This window comes from Mangrovicella endophytica, assembly GCF_002893625.1.
GTDB lineage: Bacteria > Pseudomonadota > Alphaproteobacteria > Rhizobiales > Rhizobiaceae > Mangrovicella > Mangrovicella endophytica.
The window spans coordinates 996523-1017818 of sequence record NZ_PKMZ01000001.1 but is presented as its reverse complement, the minus strand read 5'-3'; the positions used below and the strand labels follow the sequence as shown (position 1 = coordinate 1017818).

Sequence of the window (21296 nt, the reverse complement as noted above, 5' to 3'; positions counted from 1 at the left end):
TCCCCCATGCAACGGCAAGTCGTCCCCCGCGCCGTTCTCACCTCCGGCGGAGTTGCCGCAGCGGCCGCCTTTGAGCTCTGGCGGGAGAGCATCTCAAGCATCTTCGTCGTCGAACCATTGGAGGAAGAGCGGTTCCGCTTCGAGAGCTCCACCTATGATCTCGGCACCGCCCTAATTGCCCGCACGCGGCTTGGCGCCCAGCGCTTCCGGCGCTCCGCGCGCGACGTGCGCACCACCGGCATCGACCACTATCTGCTGCAGGTCTACCTGTCTGGCGGCTTCGTCGGCGAGGCCGGACGCACCGCGGTAACGGTGAAGCCGGGTAACGTCTGCTTCCTCGATCTCGGACGCACGGTGACGACACAGGCGGTGACCTCGACCGCCGTCTCGGTGCTTCTGCCGCGCGAGGCACTCGACAGGCTGGCGCCGGGCGTCGAGCGGCTGCACGGGCAGGTCCTGCCGGAGCCGATCGGCGGCATTCTCGGGGACGTGCTGCAGTCGGCCTATCGCCGCCTCGACCGCGTGCCGTTGGCGCAAGCTCCAATCTTCGGCGCCTCGACGCTCGCGGTCGTGGCTGCACTGCTGGCCCTACCCGCGGCCTGCCCGGCCGAAGCCCGTCCGGCGCTGGCGGACTACGCCCTCGGGCGTGCCAAGCGCTTCATCGAAAGCAACCTGACATCGCCGAAACTGACGCCGGACGCCATCGCCAGCGCTGCCTTCGTCTCACGGGCCACCCTGTATCGCCTGTTCCGGCCGCTCGGCGGGGTTGCGGCCTATGTGCGCGCACGGCGGCTTGAAGCGGCCTACGCAGCTCTCGTCCGGGCGCCAAGGCAGGTGCAGACGGTGGCGCACGAGCTGGGCTTTACCAGCGAGGCGCATTTCAGCCGTGCCTTCCGCCGCCGGTTCGGCGAGAGCCCGCGGGAGGCGCGCGCAATCGGCGAAACGGAGCGCGCCGTCGCCCTACGCAGGACGGGACTATCATACCCAAATCGCAGCGGCAGGGCCGGGCATGCCGGGCTCGATCAGTGGGTGCGCGACCTGCAGGCCCGGTCCTTTGCGGGCCATGCACTCGCTTAGGCGTGCGACGGACCTTTCCGGCCGTTCACGTGTTTGCGCTGAAATCTAAATGGAGTGACGCATGGCTCGATCGCAACGCCCGCAGGACGGCGGCAGCAAGGCTGTCTATGCCGCGATCGGCTCCAACCTCGGCATCGCCGTGACCAAATTCGTCGCGGCGTTCTTCACGGGCTCGTCGAGCATGTTGGCCGAGGGCATCCACTCGATCATCGACACGGCCAATGAAGCGCTGCTGCTGCTGGGGATGCGGAGGGCGCGCCGCCCGGCCGATGCCAGGCATCCGTTCGGCTATGGCGTCGAGATCTATTTCTGGTCGTTCGTGGTGGCGATCCTCATCTTCGGCCTCGGCGCCGGTTTTTCGATCTTCGAAGGCATCGAAGCCATTCTCACCGGCGAGTCTGAAGCGGTCGCCTCGCCCATCGTCGCGCTGGTCGTGCTCGCCCTCTCTTTCTGCCTCGAAGGCTATTCCTGGACCGTCGCATTCCGCGAATTTCAGAAGGTGCGCGGTGGCCGCGGCCTGATCCGCGACTTCCGTGATCTGAAGGATCCATCGATCTTCGTCGTCCTCTTCGAGGATACCGCTGCCTGCCTCGGCCTTGTCATCGCAGCGCTCGGGATTGCGGCGGCCTGGGCGACAGGCATGCCGGTGTTCGACGCGGTGGGGTCGATCCTGATCGGCATTCTTCTCGCCATCACGGCGGCGATCCTCGCCGTCGAGGTGAAGGGCCTTCTGATTGGCGAGGCGGCATCACCGGACATCGTCGAGACCATTCGGACCCGCGTCGCGGCGCGGCCGGAAATCGTTGCGGTGAACGAGATCCGTACCATGCATCTGGGCCCGAACGACGTGCTCCTGACCATGAGCATCGACTTTGCCGACGGCGTGCTGTCGCAGCAGATCGAAGCGGCCGTCAGCGAAATCGAGACGCGCGTGAAGGCACGCTATCCGATCATCCGCCGCCTTTACATCGAGGTGCAGTCGCGCGAGGCGCACCGCCAGAGCGTTGCAGCACAGCTTGCTGCGGACACGGCCGCGAGTTAGGGGCAGCAAGATTGCTTGCGACTTTGGCAGGATCGGTCCTGACGGCGATCTCAGACGAGCGGCGCCAGTCCCTTCAGCTTGGGCAATCCGGCGGTCTGCGGCTGGGCCAGCTCTTCCCGTGAACTGCTGCGACGTCAGAGTGTTTCGTCAGACGATGTCGCAGGAGCAAGGCGGATGATCGAGACCGGACCCCTGCTGCAGCCGGGCTGGCGCGAAACGATCAGGGTAATCAACGGCTTGTCGCTGCACATTGTCGAGGCCGGCGAGCCGGGCCGACCGCTGCTCGTGCTGCTGCACGGCTTTCCGGAGTTCTGGTGGGCTTGGCGCAAGCAGATCACACCGCTCGCGGAGGCCGGCTTCCATGTCGTCGTGCCGGATATGCGCGGCTACAACAGGAGCGAGGCGCCGCAAGCTGTCTCGGGCTACCGTCTCGACACGCTCGCCGCCGATGTCGTGGCGATCGCCGACTCCTATGAGGCAGAGCGCTTCAACCTTGTCGGGCACGACTGGGGCGCCGTGATCGGCTGGTGGGTCGCCGCCCGATATCCGCTGCGGCTGGACCGCGCCGTACTGATGGACGGACCGCACCCGGACGTTCTGGCGCGGCAGGCTCTCAAACATCCGACGCAGGCTCTGCGCAGCGCCTATGTCGGGTTCTTCCAGCTGCCGGTCCTGCCCGAACTGATGCTGGGCAGCTTCGGCTTCAGGGCCCTACGCGCGAGCATGCAGACGAGCGCCCGGCCGGGCGCGTTTGAGCCCGGAGCGCTCGAGCGCTATGTCGAGGCGTGGTCGCATCCGGGCTCGCTGACGGCGATGCTCAACTACTATCGCGCCCTGCGGAACGGCAGAGGCAGGCGAGAGGCGTCACGCATATCGCCGCCGACGCTGATCCTGTGGGGCAGCGACGACAGCTTTCTGGAGCGGCATGTCGCTGACGCCAGCCTCGCCCTGTGCGACGATGGCCGGCTCGAAATCGTCGAGGGTGCGAGCCATTGGCTGCATCTGGAGCAGCCGGAGCGCATCACTCGCCGGATCAGCGATTTTCTACAGAGCGGACGCTGAGCGCCTCAGGGCCGCACTAGCCAAAGGCAACCGAGCCTCCCTGCGATCAGGCCCGACGAGAGCGTCGGGCCTGATCGCAGGGAGGCTCGGCGCGATCGCTCAGAACGGGATCTCGTCGTCCAGGTCCCGCGACGAGCCACCGCCGCCGCCGCCGCCACCGCCGCGGCTGTAGCCGCCACCACCGCCGCGATCCTCGCTGCGGCCATAGCCGCCGCCACCGCCGCGCTCGTCGCCGCCCCGATCATAGGACGCGCCGCCGCCGCCTTCACCGCGCCCGCCGAGCATCTGCAGCTCGCCGCGGAAGCGCTGCAGCACCACTTCGGTCGTGTAGCGCTTCTGCCCCGACTGGTCTTCCCAGGAGCGCGTCTGTAGCTGGCCCTCGATGTAGACCGTTGCGCCCTTCTTCAGATACTGCTCGGCCACCTTCACGAGGTTCTCGTTGAAGATGACGACGTTGTGCCATTCCGTGCGCTCCTTGCGCTCGCCAGACTGGCGGTCGCGCCAGGTCTCCGTCGTCGCGATGCGCAGGTTGACGACGGCATCGCCGGAATTCAGGCGCCGCACCTCCGGGTCGGCCCCGAGATTGCCGACCAGAATCACCTTGTTCACGCTGCCTGCCATGACGCCTCACTCTTGATCGCCGAAGCGCCCGTCCGGCCGCATCGGTGCGGCATTGCAGGCGTCTTCCAGAAACTCGCTCTCAGGCTGCGCGCTGCCGGATCTCTCCCGTTGCTTGCGCGCCCGCCTGCCGCCTCCGCGGCGCTCGACCTATACAGGCCTCCGCGTGCCAGGGCTTCCCCTCAGAGGCCTCATCCACAACTGTGGCATGGAATGCGGTTGCGAGGCAATTCCGTTCTAGTTATGTTCCTGAGCGTCAGGCGCGATCCCGCGAGCGTGATCCTGATACGAGCGCACGCGACCGCGCCGTCTCCTCGCATTCGGTGTGCGGATTTCTATCTAAGCGACGTCGCAAGGCCGCAACGCGCGGCCTTTGGCGCCGTCCTCGTCTTCTTGTCTGGCGGATCATGGCCGAACTGAAATCCATTTCCATTCGCGGCGCACGCGAGCACAATCTAAAGAATGTCGACCTCGACATTCCCCGCGACAAGCTGATCGTGATGACCGGCCTGTCGGGCTCGGGCAAGTCGTCGCTCGCCTTCGACACGATCTATGCGGAAGGCCAGCGGCGCTATGTCGAGAGCCTGTCGGCCTATGCGCGCCAGTTCCTGGAGATGATGCAGAAGCCGGATGTCGACCAGATCGACGGCCTGTCGCCGGCGATCTCGATCGAGCAGAAGACGACGTCGAAGAATCCGCGTTCGACGGTCGGCACCGTCACCGAGATCTACGACTATCTGCGCCTGCTGTTTGCCCGCGTCGGAATCCCCTATTCGCCGGCGACCGGCCTGCCGATCGAAAGCCAGACCGTCAGCCAGATGGTCGACCGGATCATGGCGCTGGAGGAAGGCACGCGCCTTTACCTGCTGGCGCCGATGGTGCGCGGCCGCAAGGGCGAGTATCGCAAGGAGCTCGCCGAGCTGCAGAAGAAGGGCTTTCAGCGCGTGCGCGTCGACGGCACCTTCTATGACATCGCCGACGTGCCGGCGCTAGACAAGAAGTACAAGCACGACATCGACGTCGTGGTGGACCGTATCGTGGTGCGCGGCGACATCGCCTCGCGCCTGGCGGACTCGCTGGAGACCTCGCTTGGCCTCGCCGAGGGCATCGCCGTCGCCGAATTCGCCGATGGCACGGACGAGAACGGCAAGCCGAAGCAGCTGATCTTCTCGGAGAAGTTTGCCTGCCCGGTCTCCGGCTTTACGATTCCGGAGATCGAGCCCCGGCTGTTCTCCTTCAACAATCCGTTCGGCGCCTGTCCGACCTGCGACGGCCTCGGCTCGCAGCGGGCGATCGACCCGAAGCTGATCGTGCCGAACGATGCCTTGAGCCTGAAAGGCGGCGCCATAGCCCCGTGGGCGAAGTCGACCTCGCCCTATTACGGACAGACGCTCGATGCGCTCGGCAAGCAGTTCGGCTTCAAGCAGACCGACAAGTGGCGCGACCTGCCGGAGGCGGGCAAGGACGCGATCCTCAACGGCACCGGCAAGCTGAAGCTTGAATTCCAGTACAATGACGGGCTGCGCTCCTACAAAACCTCGAAGAGCTTCGAGGGCGTCGTCCCCAACCTCTCCCGCCGCTGGAAGGAAACCGACTCCGCCTGGATGCGTGAGGAGATCGAGCGCTTCATGTCGGAGACGCCCTGCCCGGCCTGCCACGGCTTCCGCCTGAAGCCTGAGGCGCTGGCGGTGAAGATCGCCGGACGGCATGTCGGCGAGGTCACGGCGCTGTCGATCCGCGCGGCGGCCGAGTGGTTCACCGCGCTGCCCGAGCAGCTGAACAGCAAGCAGAACGAGATCGCCGTCCGCATCCTGAAGGAGATCCGTGAGCGGCTGCGCTTCCTGAACGACGTCGGCCTCGACTATCTGACCCTGTCGCGCTCGTCGGGCACGCTGTCCGGCGGCGAGTCGCAGCGCATCCGCCTTGCATCGCAGATCGGCTCCGGGCTCACCGGCGTCCTCTACGTCCTCGACGAGCCGTCGATCGGACTTCACCAGCGCGACAATGCGCGCTTGCTGGAGACGCTGAAGCACCTGCGCGATATCGGCAACACGGTGATCGTGGTCGAGCATGACGAGGACGCCATCCTCACCGCCGACTACGTTGTGGACATCGGGCCGGCCGCCGGCATCCATGGCGGCGAGGTGATCGCCTCCGGCACTCCGGGCGAGATCAAGGCGAATCCGAAGTCGCTGACCGGCCGCTACCTCTCGGGGGCGCTCGGCGTGCCGGTGCCGGAGGAGCGCCGCAAGCCGGTGAAGGGCAAGGCGATCAAGGTCGTCGGCGCGCGTGGCAACAACCTGAAGAACGTCTCGGCCGAAATTCCGATAGGCCTCTTCACCTCCGTCACCGGCGTGTCCGGCGGCGGCAAGTCGACCTTCCTGATCGAGACGCTGTTCAAGGCTGCGGCGCGGCGCATCTCCAACGCGCGCGAGATCGCCGCCGAGCACGACCGCGTCGACGGGCTGGAGCATCTCGATAAGGTCATCGACATCGATCAGTCGCCGATCGGGCGCACGCCGCGCTCCAACCCGGCGACCTACACCGGTGCCTTCACGCCCATCCGGGACTGGTTCGCCGGCCTGCCGGAGGCCAAGGCACGCGGCTACCAGCCGGGCCGCTTCTCCTTCAACGTGAAGGGCGGGCGCTGCGAGGCCTGCCAGGGCGACGGCGTCATCAAGATCGAGATGCACTTCCTGCCGGATGTCTACGTCACCTGCGACGTCTGCCACGGCAAGCGCTATAACCGCGAGACGCTGGAGGTCACCTTCAAGGAAAAGTCGATCGCCGATGTTCTCGACATGACGGTCGAGGAAGCCGTGGACTTTTTCTCGGCCGTGCCGGCGGTGCGCGACCGGCTGGCGACGCTGAACGAGGTCGGCCTCGGCTACATCAAGGTCGGCCAGCAGGCGACGACTCTATCCGGTGGCGAGGCGCAGCGTGTGAAGCTCGCCAAGGAGCTGGCACGCAAGGCGACGGGCCGCACGCTCTACATCCTCGACGAGCCGACGACGGGCCTGCACTTCCACGACGTCGCCAAGCTGCTCGAGGTGCTGCACGACCTGGTCAACCGCGGCAATACGGTGATCGTGATCGAGCACAATCTCGAGGTCATCAAGACGTCGGACTGGATCGTCGACATCGGGCCGGAGGGCGGCGACGGCGGCGGCGAGATCGTTGCGACAGGAACGCCGGAACAGGTGGTGAAGGTGGAGCGCTCGCATACCGGCCGCTTCCTCAAGGAGCTGCTGGACCGACGCTCTTCGGCGAAGGCCGAAGCGGCGGAGTAGGTGCAGGGTGACAGACGTGGCTGGCGACGGCCGCGCTGGCCGTGGACCGGCATGATCATACAGCCCGCAGGCGATTGGCGGGCCAAGGCGGAGGTGATCCATGATCCTGATCGGTCAGTATGACTCGCCCTTCGTGCGCCGAGTCGGCATCGCGCTGACGCTGTACGAGCTGCCCTTTGAGCACCGCCCTTGGTCGACCTTCGGCGATGCCGAGAAGATCCGGCCCTACAACCCGCTGCTGCGCGTGCCGACGCTCGTGCTTGACGATGGCGATGTGCTGATCGACAGCCACCTCGTTTTGGATCATGTGGATGGCCGGGTGTCGGCGGACCGCCGGCTCTACCCGACTGAGGAGCCCCAGCGGCATCGCGCGCAGAACGTCGTCGCTTTGGCAGCCGGCATCTCCGACAAGGCCGTCAGCCTGTTCTACGAGCTTTATCTGCACGAACAGCGCTCGGAGCTCTGGGTGGAGCGCTGCCGCTCGCAGATCATTGGCGCGCTGGCCGTGCTGGAGACGAGCCGAGCGGACCAGCCGAGCGACTACTGGTTCGGGACACGCATCGGCCATGCCGACATCGCGGTTGCCACGACCCTGCGGCATCTGACCGAGGCGCATCCCGGGCTCGTCGACATGGACAGGCTGCCCGCACTCCGGTCCCACGCCGCCCGAATGGAAGCGCTGCCGGTGTTTGAGGCCGTGTCGCAACGGTTCATCCCGCCGTCCGGTTGACTAAACAGCATCCGCGTTCTGCCGTCGGAGCGGGCGGTGTCGGAGCTGTGGGCGTCTCTCACATGCAAGTCTCAGAAAAGAGGGTGATCGATGACGATCTCAGGCATGATTCGCGCCGGGATCGGCGGCTGGACCTTCGAGCCCTGGGAAGGCACGTTCTACCCGGATGACCTGCCGAAGAAGAGGCAGCTCGAATATGCCGGCAGCCAGCTGACGACGATCGAGGTCAACGGCACCTACTACCGTGGTCAGACACCCGCGACTTTCGCCAAATGGGCGAGCGAGGTGCCGGATGGCTTCGTCTTCGCGCTGAAAGGCAGCCGCTACGTCACCAACCGCAAGGTGCTGGGCGAGGCCGGCGAGTCGGTGGGCAAGTTCTTCGCGACCGGCGTCTCGGAACTCGGCGACAAGCTCGGGCCGATCGTCTGGCAGTTCGCGCCGACGAAGCGTTTCGAGACCGATGACTTCGCGGCCTTTCTGAAGTTGCTGCCGTCAACCAGCGGCGGCCTCACGCTGCGCCATGTGCTGGAGGTGCGGCATGCCTCCTTCATCGATCCGGACTTCGTCGCCCTCGCCCGCAAGCACGGCGTCGCGATCTGCTACGCCCATCACGCGACTTATCCTGAGATGGCCGACCTCACAGCCGACTTCGTGTATCTGCGCCTGCAGAAGGGCGAAGATGACATTCCGACCGCCTATCCGCCGGCCGAGCTCCAGCAATGGGCGGATCGGGCTCGAACATTCGCCGAGGGCGGCGTGCCGGCGGATCTGCCGGTTGCAGCATCGGACGCGAAGCCGAAGCCCGAGCCGCGCGACGTGTTCGTCTACTTCATCCACGAGGGCAAGATACGCGCGCCGCAGGCGGCAATGACCTTCCAGCGTCTGGCCGTCAAAGCCTGACGGCCGCGCCGTATCGCATCGCGGCGGCTCATCTGAACGGAAGCGGTCGTCGCTCTGAACAGGCAGGACCTGCGGCGGCCATCAAGACCGGTCGGAACTCGCTCAAACTAGCTCGGCCAGCACCTTCGGCAGCATCGCCGGCAAATCCTCGGAGATCAGCCCGGGCCCGAAGAGCTCCGCCGCGCGGCCATGCATCCAGACGGCGGCCGACGCCGCTTCGAAGGCTTGAGTACCCTGCGCCAGCTGCGCCGCGACGATGCCGGCAAGGACGTCGCCTGTGCCGGCACTCGCCAGCCATGGCGTGCCCGTGGCGTTGATCGCGGCGCGGCCGTCCGGCGCTGCTATGACCGTATCCGAACCTTTCAGTATGACGACCGCACCGGAGCGCTGGGCCGCCGCGCGCGCCTTCTCCAGCTTGCTCGTCTCTTCGCCCGCGGCGATGTCCGGGAAAAGGCGCTTGAACTCGCCGGCATGCGGGGTGAGCACGGCAGCGCCGGCGCTCGCCTTTACGGCCTCGAACAGCGTATCGGGCGCCTCGGCGAAGCTGGTGATGCCGTCGGCATCGAGAACGAGATGGCGGCCGGCGGCAAGGATCGCGGCGGTAAAGTCCCGCGCCTTCCCGCCGATACCGAAGCCCGGGCCGAGGACGAAGGTGTTGAAGCGGTCATCCGCCAGCCGCGCCGCCAGTTCGGCTTCATCTTCGCATCGCTTCAGCATTATGGCGGTAAGGTGGGCGGCGTGGGCGGCAATCGCGCCTGCCGGCGAAAAGACGGTGACCAGCCCTGCCCCGCCCCGGAGCGCGGCCATCGCCGCCAATCGCGCCGCACCCGTGGTGGTGAAGCCGCCCGAGAGCACCACGGCATGTCCGCGATCATATTTGTGGCCGGAGCGAACCGGGAGCTTGAGTTGCTCCCGCCATAGCGTCGGATCGTTGATGAAGGTCTGCGGGGCGATGGCGTCGAGGACGTCACCGGCAATCCCGATGTCCGCTACGACGACCTCCCCGCAATGGGTCCGTCCCGGCTCCAGCAGGTGGCCCGGCTTGCGCCTGAAGAACGTCACCGTCAGCGCCGCCTTGATCGCGGTGCCCATCGCCATGCCCGTGAGACCTGAGATGCCGCTCGGCAGGTCGATGGCGACGATCGGCACGCCGGCCGCGTTCGCCACGTCGATCGCCCTGGCGGCGTCACCGTCCACCGGCCGCGCCAATCCGGCGCCGAACAAGCCGTCGAGGATGAGGTCGGCGCCGGCAGGGTCGAAGGCTGCCAGCGGCTCGCTCGGTCCATCGAATGTAGCGGCGGCCAACGCGGCGTCGCCGGAGAGGCGCGACGGCGGCTGGGATGCAAAGAGGCGGATGGTCAGACCGCGCTCCTTCAGGAGCCGTCCTGCGGCATAGGCATCGCCGCCATTGTTGCCGGGACCGGCCAGGATCGCGATGCTTCGCGCTTTGGGATAATGCGCCACCAGCGAATCGACGACGGCACTCCCCGCAGCCTCCATCAAGGCCATGCCCGCAATCCCCGAGGCGATCGTCAGCCGATCTGCCTCGCCCATCTCGTTCGGCGTGAGGAGTGCCGCTTCGGTGCGCATTATGCCCCTTTCATCATCATATTGCGTTCTTCTTGAGCACAGACGCGAAGGTCGCTGATCAAGCGGAACGCACATCGCTTAGGTATGGCGCAATTCCGCACGATTCCGGTACGTCGCCAACGTCTCTGCCGTTGCCGGTCGGCTCGCAAAGGCCTATCCCGACGATCAAAGAATTTACGCCATTGCCTCGCCACGCCAGGATGGTGGCATAGCTCCTGCATCAGGCGGCGCGACGGGCAAAGTCCGCGATAGGTACCATCGAGAAGGATGTTCGATGAAGAAGGTCGAGGCGATCATCAAGCCGTTCAAGCTCGATGAGGTCAAAGAGGCGCTGCAGGAAGTCGGCCTCCAGGGCATCACGGTCACCGAGGCCAAGGGCTTCGGCCGGCAGAAGGGCCATACGGAGCTGTATCGCGGCGCGGAATATGTCGTCGATTTCCTGCCGAAGGTGAAGATCGAGATCGTGCTGGGTGACGACGCCGTTCAGGGCGCGGTCGAGGCGATCCGCAAGGCGGCTCAGACCGGGCGCATCGGCGACGGCAAGATCTTCGTCTCCAATATCGAAGAGGCGATCCGCATCCGCACGGGCGAGGCCGGCATGGACGCCATCTGAGGCGTCTACCCCCTTCCCGCTTCCACGCACCAGCACTGTCTCATTCCAGGAGGAACTTCATGACGAGCGCCAACGACATTCTGAAGCAGATCAAGGACAACGACATCAAGTTCGTCGACCTCCGCTTCACGGATCCGAAGGGCAAGATGCAGCACGTGACGATGGACATCTCCATCGTCGACGAGGACCTGTTCTCCGAAGGCACGATGTTCGACGGCTCGTCGATTGCCGGCTGGAAGGCGATCAACGAGTCCGACATGGTGCTGATGCCGGACCCTGAGACGGCGCACATGGACCCGTTCTTCGCGCAGTCCACCATGGCTATCATGTGCGACATCCTCGATCCGATCTCCGGCGAGGGCTACAATCGCGATCCGCGCGGTACGGCCAAGCGCGCCGAGGCCTATCTCAACCAGTCCGGTATCGGCGACACCGCCTTCTTCGGTCCCGAGGCCGAGTTCTTCATCTTCGACGACGTCCGCTACAAGGCCGATCCGTACAACACCGGCTTCAAGCTGGACTCCACCGAGCTGCCTTCGAACGACGACACCGAATACGAGACCGGCAATCTCGGCCACCGTCCGCGCGTCAAGGGCGGCTACTTCCCGGTGCCGCCGGTCGATTCCTGCCAGGATATCCGCTCGGAAATGCTGACGGTGATGGCCGAGATGGGCGTCTCCGTCGAGAAGCACCATCACGAGGTCGCGGCAGCCCAGCACGAGCTCGGCATCAAGTTCGACACGCTGGTGCGCAACGCCGACAAGATGCAGATCTACAAATACGTCATCCACCAGGTGGCGAATGCCTACGGCAAGACGGCGACCTTTATGCCGAAGCCGATCTTCGGCGATAACGGCTCGGGCATGCATGTGCACCAGTCGATCTGGAAGGGCGGCAAGCCGACCTTTGCGGGCAACGAATATGCCGGCCTGTCGGAATCGGCGCTGTTCTACATCGGCGGCATCATCAAGCACGCCAAGGCGCTGAACGCCTTCACCAACCCGTCGACGAACTCGTTCAAGCGGCTGGTGCCGGGCTACGAGGCGCCGGTGCTCCTGGCCTACTCTGCCCGCAACCGCTCGGCCTCCTGCCGCATCCCCTTCGGCCAGTCGCCGAAGGCCAAGCGTGTCGAGGTCCGCTTCCCCGATCCGACGGCGAACCCGTATCTTGCCTTCTCCGCCATGCTGATGGCCGGCCTTGACGGTATCAAGAACAAGATCCATCCGGGCTCGGCCATGGACAAGGATCTCTACGATCTTCCGCCGGAGGAGCTGAAGGAGATCCCGACCGTCTGCCGCTCGCTGCGCGAGGCGATGGAATCGCTTGATGCCGACCGCGACTTCCTGAAGGCCGGCGGCGTCTTCGACGACGACCAGATCGACTCCTTCATCGACCTGAAGATGGCCGAGGTGCTGCGCTTCGAGATGACGCCGCACCCGGTGGAATACGACATGTACTATTCCGTCTGATCGGGTCGATCAGACAAGCTTCCGGAGCGACCGCCGTCGGCGGTCGCCCGTGAGGCAGGACAGCGAGCCGGTTGCCTCAATGAGGCTGCCGGCTTTCTCTTGTGTGAGACTCTGCTTGCGGGCAGCGGTGAAGAGATGTCGACGAGGCTGCCATGACGACGCCGGACGAGTTGGACAGGGCGGTTGCGGAGATCGCCGAGGCAATGCGCCGGCGTAGCGATCGCGGTGTGGTCGCGAATTACATCCCCGAGCTCGGCCGCGTCGATCCCGGCGCCTTCGGGATCGCCGTGGTGGACGCCAATGGCCATGTCGCGACGGCAGGTGATGCCGATACACCCTTCTCCATCCAAAGCATCTCCAAGGTCTTCACGCTGACGCTGGCGCTCGGCAAGATCGGTGACCGGCTCTGGAATCGTGTCGGCCGCGAGCCGTCGGGGTCGGCTTTCAACTCGATCGTGCAGCTCGAGCACGAGCGCGGGATCCCACGCAATCCCTTCATCAATGCCGGCGCCATCGCGGTTACCGATGCCATCCTGTCAGGTCATCAACCGCGGGAGGCACTCGGCGAAATCTTGCGCTTCATGCAGTTCCTGTCCGATGATCCGGCCGTCAGCATCGATGAGGCGGTGGCGGCGTCGGAGCAGCGCACCGGCTTTCGCAACGCGGCGCTTGCCAACTACATGAAGTCGTTCGGCGTCGTTGAAAACCCGGTCGATTTCACGCTCGGCGTCTACTTCCACCACTGCGCGATTGCCATGTCATGCCGCCAGCTCGCCATGGCCGGGCGTTTCCTGGCACATGGCGGGCTGCATCCGTCCACGGGCTTCCCGGTGGTGCAGCCAGAAAGGGCGCGACGCATCAACGCGGTGATGCTGACCTGCGGCCACTATGACGGATCGGGCGAGTTCGCCTATCGCGTCGGCCTCCCTGGCAAGAGCGGCGTCGGCGGCGGCATCCTGGCGGTCGCGCCTGGCAGGGCCTCGGTCACGGTGTGGTCGCCGGGGCTCGACGATACCGGCAACTCGCATCTCGGGCGCATCGCCCTGGAGATGCTGACGAAGCGACTCGGCTGGTCGGTGTTCGGCTGATGCCGCTGCGACGAAGGGCTTGATCCCCAGCGGACGAGCCGCCGTGCGTCATGGCTGGCGGCCTTCGTGCAGGCTCAGCCTCAGCCGCCGATAGTCGGTCGTCCCGCGTTAAGCGTCGCGCTTCGGCGCCGCATCGCGGATGGCTTCGTCATGGTACCAGGCGCCGGCTGCGGATTCGACGATCGCAATCGCCGGCCGCTCGGCCCTGCCCCTGCGATCCCACTGGCGCGGCTCGAAGGCCTTCGCCTTCAACGGGAACTGCAGGATCGTCGCTGTCTGATGCTCGTTCGGCGTCGCCATGGCACTGCCTTTCCTACATCTGCGTCGCTACTCTCGTTCTAACTTAAGACTGCGCAATCCGAATGCAATATGCCTACAATTGAGGCACACAAGCATCCTCGGAGCGTCCGCGGGAACGCTCATGCGGTATCGCATGATGCTGCGCCGTCATCCTTAACACGTTCTAACGCCGAGCCCCTCCGGGCGCGGCGTCTTGCCGCGTTCGGTGCTCAAGCCGCTGATATCCAGCCCTCAGCCGTCGAATGCGACGTTATCAGTCTCAGCGTAGCTCTGCGCCTCTAGGGCTCGCCCGCATTCCGTCAATGCAGTTGGCACATATCCTGCATCACGCGTATCGGCCGACGAGGCGGAGCGCTGCTGATCCGTCCCAGCGTGGCTCGTTCGCGCGTGCGATGTCGGCGATATGGAGATTTCCGAATGACGAAGTACAAGCTTGAGTACATCTGGCTCGATGGCTACACGCCGGTCCCGAACCTGCGCGGCAAGACGCAGATCAAGGAGTTCGACTCCTTCCCGACTCTCGAGCAGCTGCCGCTCTGGGGCTTCGACGGCTCGTCCACCATGCAGGCCGAGGGGCGCAGCTCCGACTGCGTGCTGAAGCCGGTCGCCGTCTACCCCGATCCCGCCCGCACGAATGGTGCGCTGGTCATGTGCGAGGTGATGATGCCGGATGGCGTGACGCCGCACGCCTCCAACAGCCGCGCCACGATCCTCGACGATGCCGATGCCTGGTTCGGCTTCGAGCAGGAATACTTCTTCTACGAGAACGGCCGTCCCCTCGGCTTCCCCGAGACCGGCTATCCGGCGCCGCAGGGCCCGTACTACACCGGCGTCGGCTATAAGAATGTCGGCGAAGTCGCCCGCACCATCGTCGAGGAGCACCTCGACCAGTGCCTCGCCGCCGGCATCAACCACGAGGGCATCAACGCCGAGGTGGCGAAGGGCCAGTGGGAGTTCCAGATCTTCGGCAAGGGTTCGAAGACGGCCGCCGACCAGGTGTGGATGGCGCGCTACCTGTTGCTCCGCCTGACCGAGAAATACGGCATCGACATCGAGTTCCACTGCAAGCCGCTCGGCGACACCGACTGGAACGGCTCGGGCATGCACTGCAACTTCTCGACCAAGTACATGCGCGAAGTCGGCGGCAAGGAGTATTTCGAGGCGCTGATGGCGCAGTTCGAGAAGAACCTCGAGGACCATATCTCCGTCTACGGCCCGGACAATCACATGCGCCTCACCGGCAAGCATGAGACGGCGCCCTGGAACAAGTTCAGCTACGGCGTTGCCGATCGCGGCGCTTCGATTCGCGTGCCCCACTCCTTCGTCAACAATGGCTACAAGGGCTATCTGGAAGACCGTCGCCCGAACTCGCAGGGCGACCCGTACCAGATCGCCTCGCAGGTGCTGAAGACGATTTCGGAAGTGCCGACCAGCGCCAGCGTCTCCGCTGCAGCCTGACAGCGGCATCGGGCGGCCCGTGCAGCGCGGCCGCTCCGACCGGAGCCATCGAACCCGCCCCTCAAGGGCGGGTTTTTTGTTAGACGACTGCGTCATCCAAGGCCTTACCGGCCGACGTCATCCTCGATCTGACGCAATGCGGTGGTCCTAGCTTGGCCTAGCAGCAGACAGCGAAGATGCAGCTGCGCCATACGCACTGACCCGCTGCTGATGCCTTGCGACCGTCACTCGCTGCTGGCGCCGACGATCCAGTTCAGCGTCTCGCGCCAGTCGATCATGCGGATCGGCGTGCCATGCGTGCCGCCCTCGAAGGCGACGAAGCGCAGCGGGTAATCCGGCCGCGCCTTGCGGATGGCCGCGTAGAGCCCGTCCTGCCGCTCGAACGGAGAAACCTGATCACGCGTGCCGTGGGCGATCATCAGCGGGATCGGCCGTCCTGCGACTGCGGCCATAGCGTCGAAGGCGGCGCGATCATTGCTCGCGCCGAGCATGATAAGGCCGTCGACGTTGCGTGCGACGTCCGCCTCTCCCATGATCTGCCAGCAGAGACCGCCGCCCATCGAGGCGCAGGCGAGGATCAGCTTCGCGCCCGGCGCCCGTTGCGCCAGCTGACGGACCAGCGAGGCGATCCGCTGCCGGTCCGGGGCGTCGAAGCGTCCGGCGTCGGCGGTGACGTAGAGGCCGCCGGCACGGTCGATAAGGTTCTTCAGCCGGTTGAAGTTGCCGCCGAAGGTACGGTCGTTCATCCCGAGCCGCCGGTCGCCGTTCCGTCCATGGATGAAGAGTACAATGGCCGAAGGTGTGGCTGCATGGCCGACAGTCATGATCGGCAGCGGCCCGGCCGGCGTGTCGACGCTACTCTCCGCCTGATGACGCAGCGGCGCCAGGTCGACATAGGCGGATCTCACCCGGCGTTCCGGCACCTCGTCGCGCCCGTTGATGTCGCGCACCTCCGCGTAATCGACATCGGTGTAGCGGCCGCCGTCGCGCGTCGCGCTGAGTGGCGGATAGGCGAAGAGATCGTCCTTGAACGAGGCGAAGAACTCGGCCGCCTCTGCCGCAGAGGCCGTGCACATCATCAGGGCGCCCAGCAGCATCGCACCGGTCGTCCCGCGGCGCGCCGCATGTCGGCTGAGCCGGCCGATTGCCGCAAGGGCACCTCTGCTGTTGCGAATCACCGGCACCTCCCGATCACGCCTGCCGGACCGAAGCACCGGAAGTCTGTACGCAGCAAGGCTCCCAGCCGACCACGAAATCGTGGAAGGTGATGCAAATCGGCCGGAAAGCTGTTGATTTCGGCTACAATCCGGGCCCTGCGACGCCGCGACTCTTGTAGAACATTTCGTGAAAGTATACCCCTTCACCATGATCTCTGAGCAGGCAGGCAGGTCGGACGCCATGGCGCCGGCGTCGGCATCATGAGCGACGATCTCTTCTCAGGGTCGGCGGCGCGTGCGCCGCGCGTCAAGGCGCCGGTCAGACCCCGGCCCGTTTCCGTCGTAGCCGAAGCGCCGGCTGAGTACACCGCTGCCGACATCGAGGTTCTGGAGGGGCTTGAGCCCGTCCGCCGCCGCCCCGGCATGTATATCGGCGGTACCGACATCAAGGCGCTGCACCATCTCTTCGCCGAAGTCATCGACAATTCGATGGACGAGGCAACGGCCGGCCACGCCAACTACATCGAGGTCGCACTGGAGGCCGACGGCATCCTGTCGGTCACCGACAACGGCCGCGGCATCCCGGTCGACCCGCATCCGAAATACAAGGCGAAGTCGGCGCTCGAGGTCATCATGACCACGCTGCATGCCGGCGGCAAGTTCGACTCCAAGGTCTACGAAACCTCGGGCGGTCTGCACGGCGTGGGTGTGTCTGTCGTCAACGCGTTGTCCGACTTCCTGGAGGTCGAGGTCGCGCGCAACCGCAAGCTCTACCGACAGACCTATAGCCGAGGGCTGGCGACAAGCGGCCTCGAAGAGGTCGGCGACGTTCAGAACCGCCGCGGCACCCGCGTGCGTTTCCGCCCGGATCCGCAGATCTTCGGCGCCGATGCCAAGTTCGAGCCGGCGCGGCTCTTCGCCATGGCCCGCTCCAAGGCCTATCTCTTCGGCGGCGTCGAAATCCGCTGGTCATGCGATCCGAGCCTGATCGATTCGGCTGGCGACGTGCCGCCGCGCGCCACCTTCCACTTCCCCGGCGGGCTGAAGGACTATCTCGACACCTCGCTCGGTGCCGAGCACCGGGTGACGTCGCAGATCTTCTCCGGTCGCACCGCCAAGGCGAGTGGCCACGGCGCCGTCGAATGGGCGGTCAGCTGGACGCCGGCCGACGGCTTCGTGCGCTCCTACTGCAATACCATCCCGACGCCGGAAGGCGGCACGCACGAGGCTGGCCTTCGCGCCGTGCTCCTGCGCGGCTTGAAGGCCTTTGCCGAGGTCTCCGGTAACCGCAAGGCGGCCGTGATCACCGCCGACGACGTGATGCTGACGGCGTCCGCGATGCTCTCCGTTTTCATCCGCGAGCCCGAATTCGTCGGACAGACCAAGGACCGGCTGGCCACCGGCGAGGCGCAGCGCCTCGTTGAAGCGGCGATGCGCGACTCTTTTGACATCTGGCTGGCTTCTTCGCCGCAGGACGCGGCGCGGCTGATCGACTGGGTGGTCGAGCGCGCCGACGAGCGGCTGCGCCGCCGGCAGGAGAAGGAGGTCAGCCGCAAGAGCGCGACCCGCAAGCTGCGGCTGCCGGGCAAGCTCGCCGACTGCTCGCAGTCCGGGGCCGCTGGTGCCGAGCTCTTCATCGTGGAAGGCGACTCGGCCGGCGGCTCGGCCAAGCAGGCGCGCGACCGCGCCCGCCAGGCGGTGCTGCCGCTGCGCGGCAAGATCCTCAACGTTGCCAGCGCCGGACGCGAGAAGCTTGGCGCCAACCAGCAGATCGCCGACCTGATCCAGGCGCTCGGCTGCGGCACGCGGTCCAAGTATCGCGAGAGCGACCTGCGCTACGAGCGCGTCGTCATCATGACCGACGCCGATGTGGACGGCGCCCATATCGCTTCGTTGCTGATCACCTTCTTCTATCAGGAGATGCCTGAGCTTATCCGGCAGGGCCACCTCTTCCTCGCCGTGCCGCCGCTCTACAAGCTGAGCCAAGGCGGCAAGACCGTCTACGCCCGCGACGACAAGGATCGCGAGCGGCTGATGGCGCGCGAGTTCAAGGGCAAGGGGAAGGTCGAGGTCAGCCGCTTCAAGGGCCTCGGCGAGATGCTGCCGGGCCAGCTGAAGGAAACCACGATGGACGTGAGGCGGCGCACGCTCTTGCGCGTCGGGATCGACGATGCCGTCGAAGCCGGCACGGCTGGCGCCGTCGAGGCGCTGATGGGCAATAAGGCCGAGGCGCGCTTCCGCTTCATCCAGGAGCGGGCGGCCTTCGCGGAAGACGTTGACGTCTGACCCGCCGGTAACCTTCTGACGGATTATTTCGGGGTGGAGCCTGCCATGACCCTCGCACGCAAGTCTTCGGTGTCGCGGTTGCTGATCGGCGCCGCCGTCATCGCACTGGCGACTGCCTCGGGCCCGGCCCTTGCCGCGGCGGAGGTCGATCTCGCCCAGGCAACCGGTGCCGCGCCTGCGGCGCCTACCACTCCTTCCACCGCGGCGCCGTCGCAGACATCCCCTGCCGATGTCACAGCCCCGGCCGCTCCAGCAGCACCCGCGGCCGAGGCGCCGGCGACCGTCCCGCCGACGGCTGCGGAGACCGCCGCCGGGGCGCCGTCCGCCGACGGCGGCGAGGCGATGGCACAGGTGCAGGCTCTGCCGGTCGCTATCCAGGACGTCCAGGTGGTCGGCCCCTGGTCGGAGGGCGAGCGGCACGGAGTCTGGCGCGGCGTCATGCTGCATGAGCCGCGTGACGATGCGCGCTACCGTTTCTTCATCCAGCAGATCGAGGAGGTCGGGGGCGCGTTCCAGATCAAGGCCACGACCGAGGTCAAGGAGATGGCCAGCATCGATGGCGCCGTCGTCGACTATCGCGCCGACGAGCCGGAGGAAGGCGATACGACCTCTCTGACGCTTTTCTTCGACATCGTGCCGTCCGACGGGGAGATCGCCGAGACCTACGAACTGCACGTCTTCACCGGTCAGCCCTACACGTTCGGCCCCGCCAGCAATTGAACCCTGCAGTGCATAACCGCGTCGCGGCCGCTGCTGCTGCGCATTCGAACGTGAAGCGCTGCACTCAAGTTCATGCGGCTGAATTATCGCTCCGCTCACTGTAAAGATGTCATCTAAGGGCTATATTGGAGCGAGAGGTTGACTTGATTTACTCAAGCCCCTATCGCCCGTGGCGGCCCTATCGCTGCGGCCGCCTTCTTCCTGCCACCGACGGAAACGACTGAGCCTGATGCACTTTTCCGAACTCGGCCTCAGCGCCAAAGTTCTTGCTGCCGTAGAGGCAGCCGGCTATTCCGAGCCTACTCCCATCCAGGCCCAGGCTATTCCGCACGCCCTTGCCCGCCGGGACGTTCTCGGCATCGCCCAGACCGGTACCGGCAAGACGGCGTCCTTCGTGCTGCCGATGCTGACGCATCTGGAAAAGGGCCGCGCCCGCGCCCGCATGCCGCGCACGCTCATCATCGAGCCGACGCGCGAGTTGGCGGCGCAGGTGGAGGAATCCTTCGTCAAGTACGGTCGCGATCAGAAGCTGAATGTCGCGCTCCTGATCGGCGGCATGTCCTTCGAAGAGCAGGACCGCAAGATCGATCGTGGCGCCGACGTGCTGATCGCGACGCCTGGCCGCCTGCTCGACCACTTCGAGCGCGGCAAGCTCCTGATGACGGCCGTCGAGATCCTGGTGATCGACGAAGCCGACCGCATGCTGGACATGGGGTTCATTCCCGACATCGAGCGCATCTGCAAGCTCCTACCCTTTACCCGGCAGACGCTGTTCTTCTCGGCGACCATGCCGCCGGAGATCACGCGGCTGACCGAGCAGTTTCTGCAGAATCCCGTCCGAGTCGAGGTCGCCAAGGCTTCTTCGACGGCGCAGACGGTGGAGCAGAAGCTCGTAGCAACTCGCTCGGAAGACTGGGAAAAGCGCGAGACGCTGCGAAAAGTCATCCGCCAGCAGGACGATCTCACCAACGCGATCATCTTCTGCAACCGCAAGCGTGATGTCTCGCTGCTGTTCCGCTCGCTTGAGAAGCACGGCTTCTCGGCCGGTGCGCTGCATGGCGACATGGACCAGCGCGCCCGCATGGCGATGCTCGACGGCTTCCGGAAGGACAAGCTGCAGCTGCTCGTCGCCTCCGATGTCGCGGCACGCGGGCTCGATATCCCTGCGGTCAGCCACGTCTTCAACTTCGACGTTCCGATCCATGCTGAGGACTACGTCCATCGCATCGGCCGCACAGGCCGTGCCGGGCGCTCGGGCAAGGCCTACACGCTGGTCTCGCGGCGCGACAAGAAGCATCTCGATGCGATCGAGAGCCTGATCGGCCGTCAGATCGAATGGCTGGACGGTTCGGTCGCCGACCTCCCGGTCGAGGAGGCCGAGGAGCGGACGGATCGCCGCGGCGGTCGTCGGGGCTCTTCGTCCGGCAACTCACGCCGACGCTCGGAGGGGAGTTCCGGCCGTTCCGCCGCACCGACCGCCGCCGTTGACAGCGCCGACGAGATCGAAGTGGCAGAGGCAGCCCCGGCACGCGAGAGTGATCGCAGCCGCAATGACCGCTCGCGCAGCCGACCCGAACGGGCCCGCAGCGAGCCGCGCGACGATCGTCGCAGCCGCCCTGCCCCGGCGGCGGGCCAGCCGGCGGCCAAGCCGCGGAGCGACGAGCGCTCGCCGGTCGGTTTCGGCGACGAGATCCCCGCTTTCATGCTGATCGCGACCGGCGGCTGATTGCCCGTCCGCTGATCTCCAGACCTCCATCATTGACAGAGAGAAGGCCGGTGATCCCATCACCGGCCTTTCCCTTTATGGCACGCTGCACCTACGGCTGATGACCGACAGCGGAGGCCAGGGCCCATAGGCAGCGCCCTTGGCTCCGTCGCCAGCGTGTCGGAGACGCG

Annotated in this window: 17 protein-coding genes; 13 read left to right on the top strand and 4 right to left on the bottom strand. The window is 65.9% G+C overall.

The features are described from left to right. The first annotated feature begins 6 nt into the window (after positions 1 to 6). From C0R46_RS21055 to C0R46_RS04635, 3 genes are all read left to right on the top strand, one after another. On the top strand, positions 7 to 1077 hold the full coding sequence (locus C0R46_RS21055) for a helix-turn-helix domain-containing protein (RefSeq protein WP_102958366.1): 1071 nt from the start codon (positions 7 to 9) through the stop codon (positions 1075 to 1077). Between the two features lie 61 nt (positions 1078 to 1138). After that, positions 1139 to 2119, top strand: coding sequence for a cation diffusion facilitator family transporter (locus tag C0R46_RS04640; protein ID WP_102958365.1), 981 nt, complete (start codon positions 1139 to 1141; stop codon positions 2117 to 2119). A 174-nt stretch (positions 2120 to 2293) separates the two neighbouring features. Beyond that, on the top strand, positions 2294 to 3181 hold the full coding sequence (locus C0R46_RS04635; RefSeq protein WP_102958364.1) for an alpha/beta fold hydrolase: 888 nt from the start codon (positions 2294 to 2296) through the stop codon (positions 3179 to 3181). A gap of 99 nt (positions 3182 to 3280) precedes the next feature. Here C0R46_RS04635 and ssb read toward each other — a convergent pair whose 3' ends face one another. Continuing rightward, positions 3281 to 3802 carry a single-stranded DNA-binding protein gene (gene ssb / locus C0R46_RS04630; RefSeq protein ID WP_102958363.1) on the bottom strand — a complete coding sequence of 174 codons (522 nt, stop codon included), beginning with the start codon at positions 3800 to 3802 and terminating at the stop codon, positions 3281 to 3283. A gap of 404 nt (positions 3803 to 4206) precedes the next feature. On the opposite strand from ssb, the gene uvrA reads away from it, so the two are divergent. From uvrA to C0R46_RS04615, 3 genes are all read left to right on the top strand, one after another. Continuing rightward, positions 4207 to 7089 (top strand): excinuclease ABC subunit UvrA, encoded by a 2883-nt coding sequence (gene uvrA / locus C0R46_RS04625; RefSeq protein WP_102958362.1) that lies wholly within the window; start codon positions 4207 to 4209, stop codon positions 7087 to 7089. Between the two features lie 100 nt (positions 7090 to 7189). Then, on the top strand, positions 7190 to 7819 hold the full coding sequence (locus C0R46_RS04620; protein WP_102958361.1) for a glutathione S-transferase family protein: 630 nt from the start codon (positions 7190 to 7192) through the stop codon (positions 7817 to 7819). 90 nt (positions 7820 to 7909) lie between these two features. Continuing rightward, a complete protein-coding gene (locus tag C0R46_RS04615; RefSeq protein WP_102958360.1) occupies positions 7910 to 8719 on the top strand; it encodes a DUF72 domain-containing protein in 810 nt (269 codons plus the stop codon). Between the two features lie 102 nt (positions 8720 to 8821). Here C0R46_RS04615 and C0R46_RS04610 read toward each other — a convergent pair whose 3' ends face one another. Next, positions 8822 to 10309, bottom strand: coding sequence for an NAD(P)H-hydrate dehydratase (locus C0R46_RS04610; RefSeq protein WP_102958359.1), 1488 nt, complete (start codon positions 10307 to 10309; stop codon positions 8822 to 8824). 274 nt (positions 10310 to 10583) lie between these two features. Here C0R46_RS04610 and C0R46_RS04605 point away from each other — a divergent pair, with 274 nt between their 5' ends. The 3 genes from C0R46_RS04605 to C0R46_RS04595 all read left to right on the top strand — a co-directional run bounded on the left by C0R46_RS04605 (position 10584) and on the right by C0R46_RS04595 (position 13479). Next, positions 10584 to 10922 (top strand): P-II family nitrogen regulator, encoded by a 339-nt coding sequence (locus tag C0R46_RS04605; RefSeq protein WP_102958358.1) that lies wholly within the window; start codon positions 10584 to 10586, stop codon positions 10920 to 10922. Positions 10923 to 10981: 59 nt separating this feature from the next. Beyond that, positions 10982 to 12391, top strand: coding sequence for a type I glutamate--ammonia ligase (gene glnA / locus C0R46_RS04600; protein WP_102958357.1), 1410 nt, complete (start codon positions 10982 to 10984; stop codon positions 12389 to 12391). A 152-nt stretch (positions 12392 to 12543) separates the two neighbouring features. Next, positions 12544 to 13479 (top strand): glutaminase, encoded by a 936-nt coding sequence (locus C0R46_RS04595; RefSeq protein WP_102958356.1) that lies wholly within the window; start codon positions 12544 to 12546, stop codon positions 13477 to 13479. Positions 13480 to 13587: 108 nt separating this feature from the next. Here the strand turns inward: C0R46_RS04595 and C0R46_RS04590 are convergent, their stop codons facing one another. Next, a complete protein-coding gene (locus C0R46_RS04590) occupies positions 13588 to 13779 on the bottom strand; it encodes a DUF2735 domain-containing protein (protein ID WP_102958355.1) in 192 nt (63 codons plus the stop codon). A 417-nt stretch (positions 13780 to 14196) separates the two neighbouring features. Here C0R46_RS04590 and C0R46_RS04585 point away from each other — a divergent pair, with 417 nt between their 5' ends. Then, on the top strand, positions 14197 to 15237 hold the full coding sequence (locus C0R46_RS04585; protein ID WP_102958354.1) for a glutamine synthetase beta-grasp domain-containing protein: 1041 nt from the start codon (positions 14197 to 14199) through the stop codon (positions 15235 to 15237). A gap of 224 nt (positions 15238 to 15461) precedes the next feature. Here C0R46_RS04585 and C0R46_RS04580 read toward each other — a convergent pair whose 3' ends face one another. Continuing rightward, the gene (locus tag C0R46_RS04580; protein ID WP_157944558.1) at positions 15462 to 16415 is read right to left on the bottom strand and encodes an alpha/beta hydrolase; all 954 of its coding nucleotides are present in this window, start codon (positions 16413 to 16415) and stop codon (positions 15462 to 15464) included. A gap of 240 nt (positions 16416 to 16655) precedes the next feature. Here C0R46_RS04580 and parE point away from each other — a divergent pair, with 240 nt between their 5' ends. From parE to C0R46_RS04560, 3 genes are all read left to right on the top strand, one after another. Continuing rightward, entirely contained in the window at positions 16656 to 18680 is a 2025-nt protein-coding gene (gene parE / locus C0R46_RS04575; protein ID WP_102958352.1) for a DNA topoisomerase IV subunit B, read from the top strand. Positions 18681 to 18725: 45 nt separating this feature from the next. After that, complete coding sequence (locus tag C0R46_RS20735; protein ID WP_157944557.1) at positions 18726 to 19400, top strand: hypothetical protein; 675 nt, start codon at positions 18726 to 18728, stop codon at positions 19398 to 19400. Between the two features lie 229 nt (positions 19401 to 19629). Then, positions 19630 to 21126 carry a DEAD/DEAH box helicase gene (locus C0R46_RS04560; RefSeq protein ID WP_425349847.1) on the top strand — a complete coding sequence of 499 codons (1497 nt, stop codon included), beginning with the start codon at positions 19630 to 19632 and terminating at the stop codon, positions 21124 to 21126. Positions 21127 to 21296 lie beyond the last annotated feature (170 nt).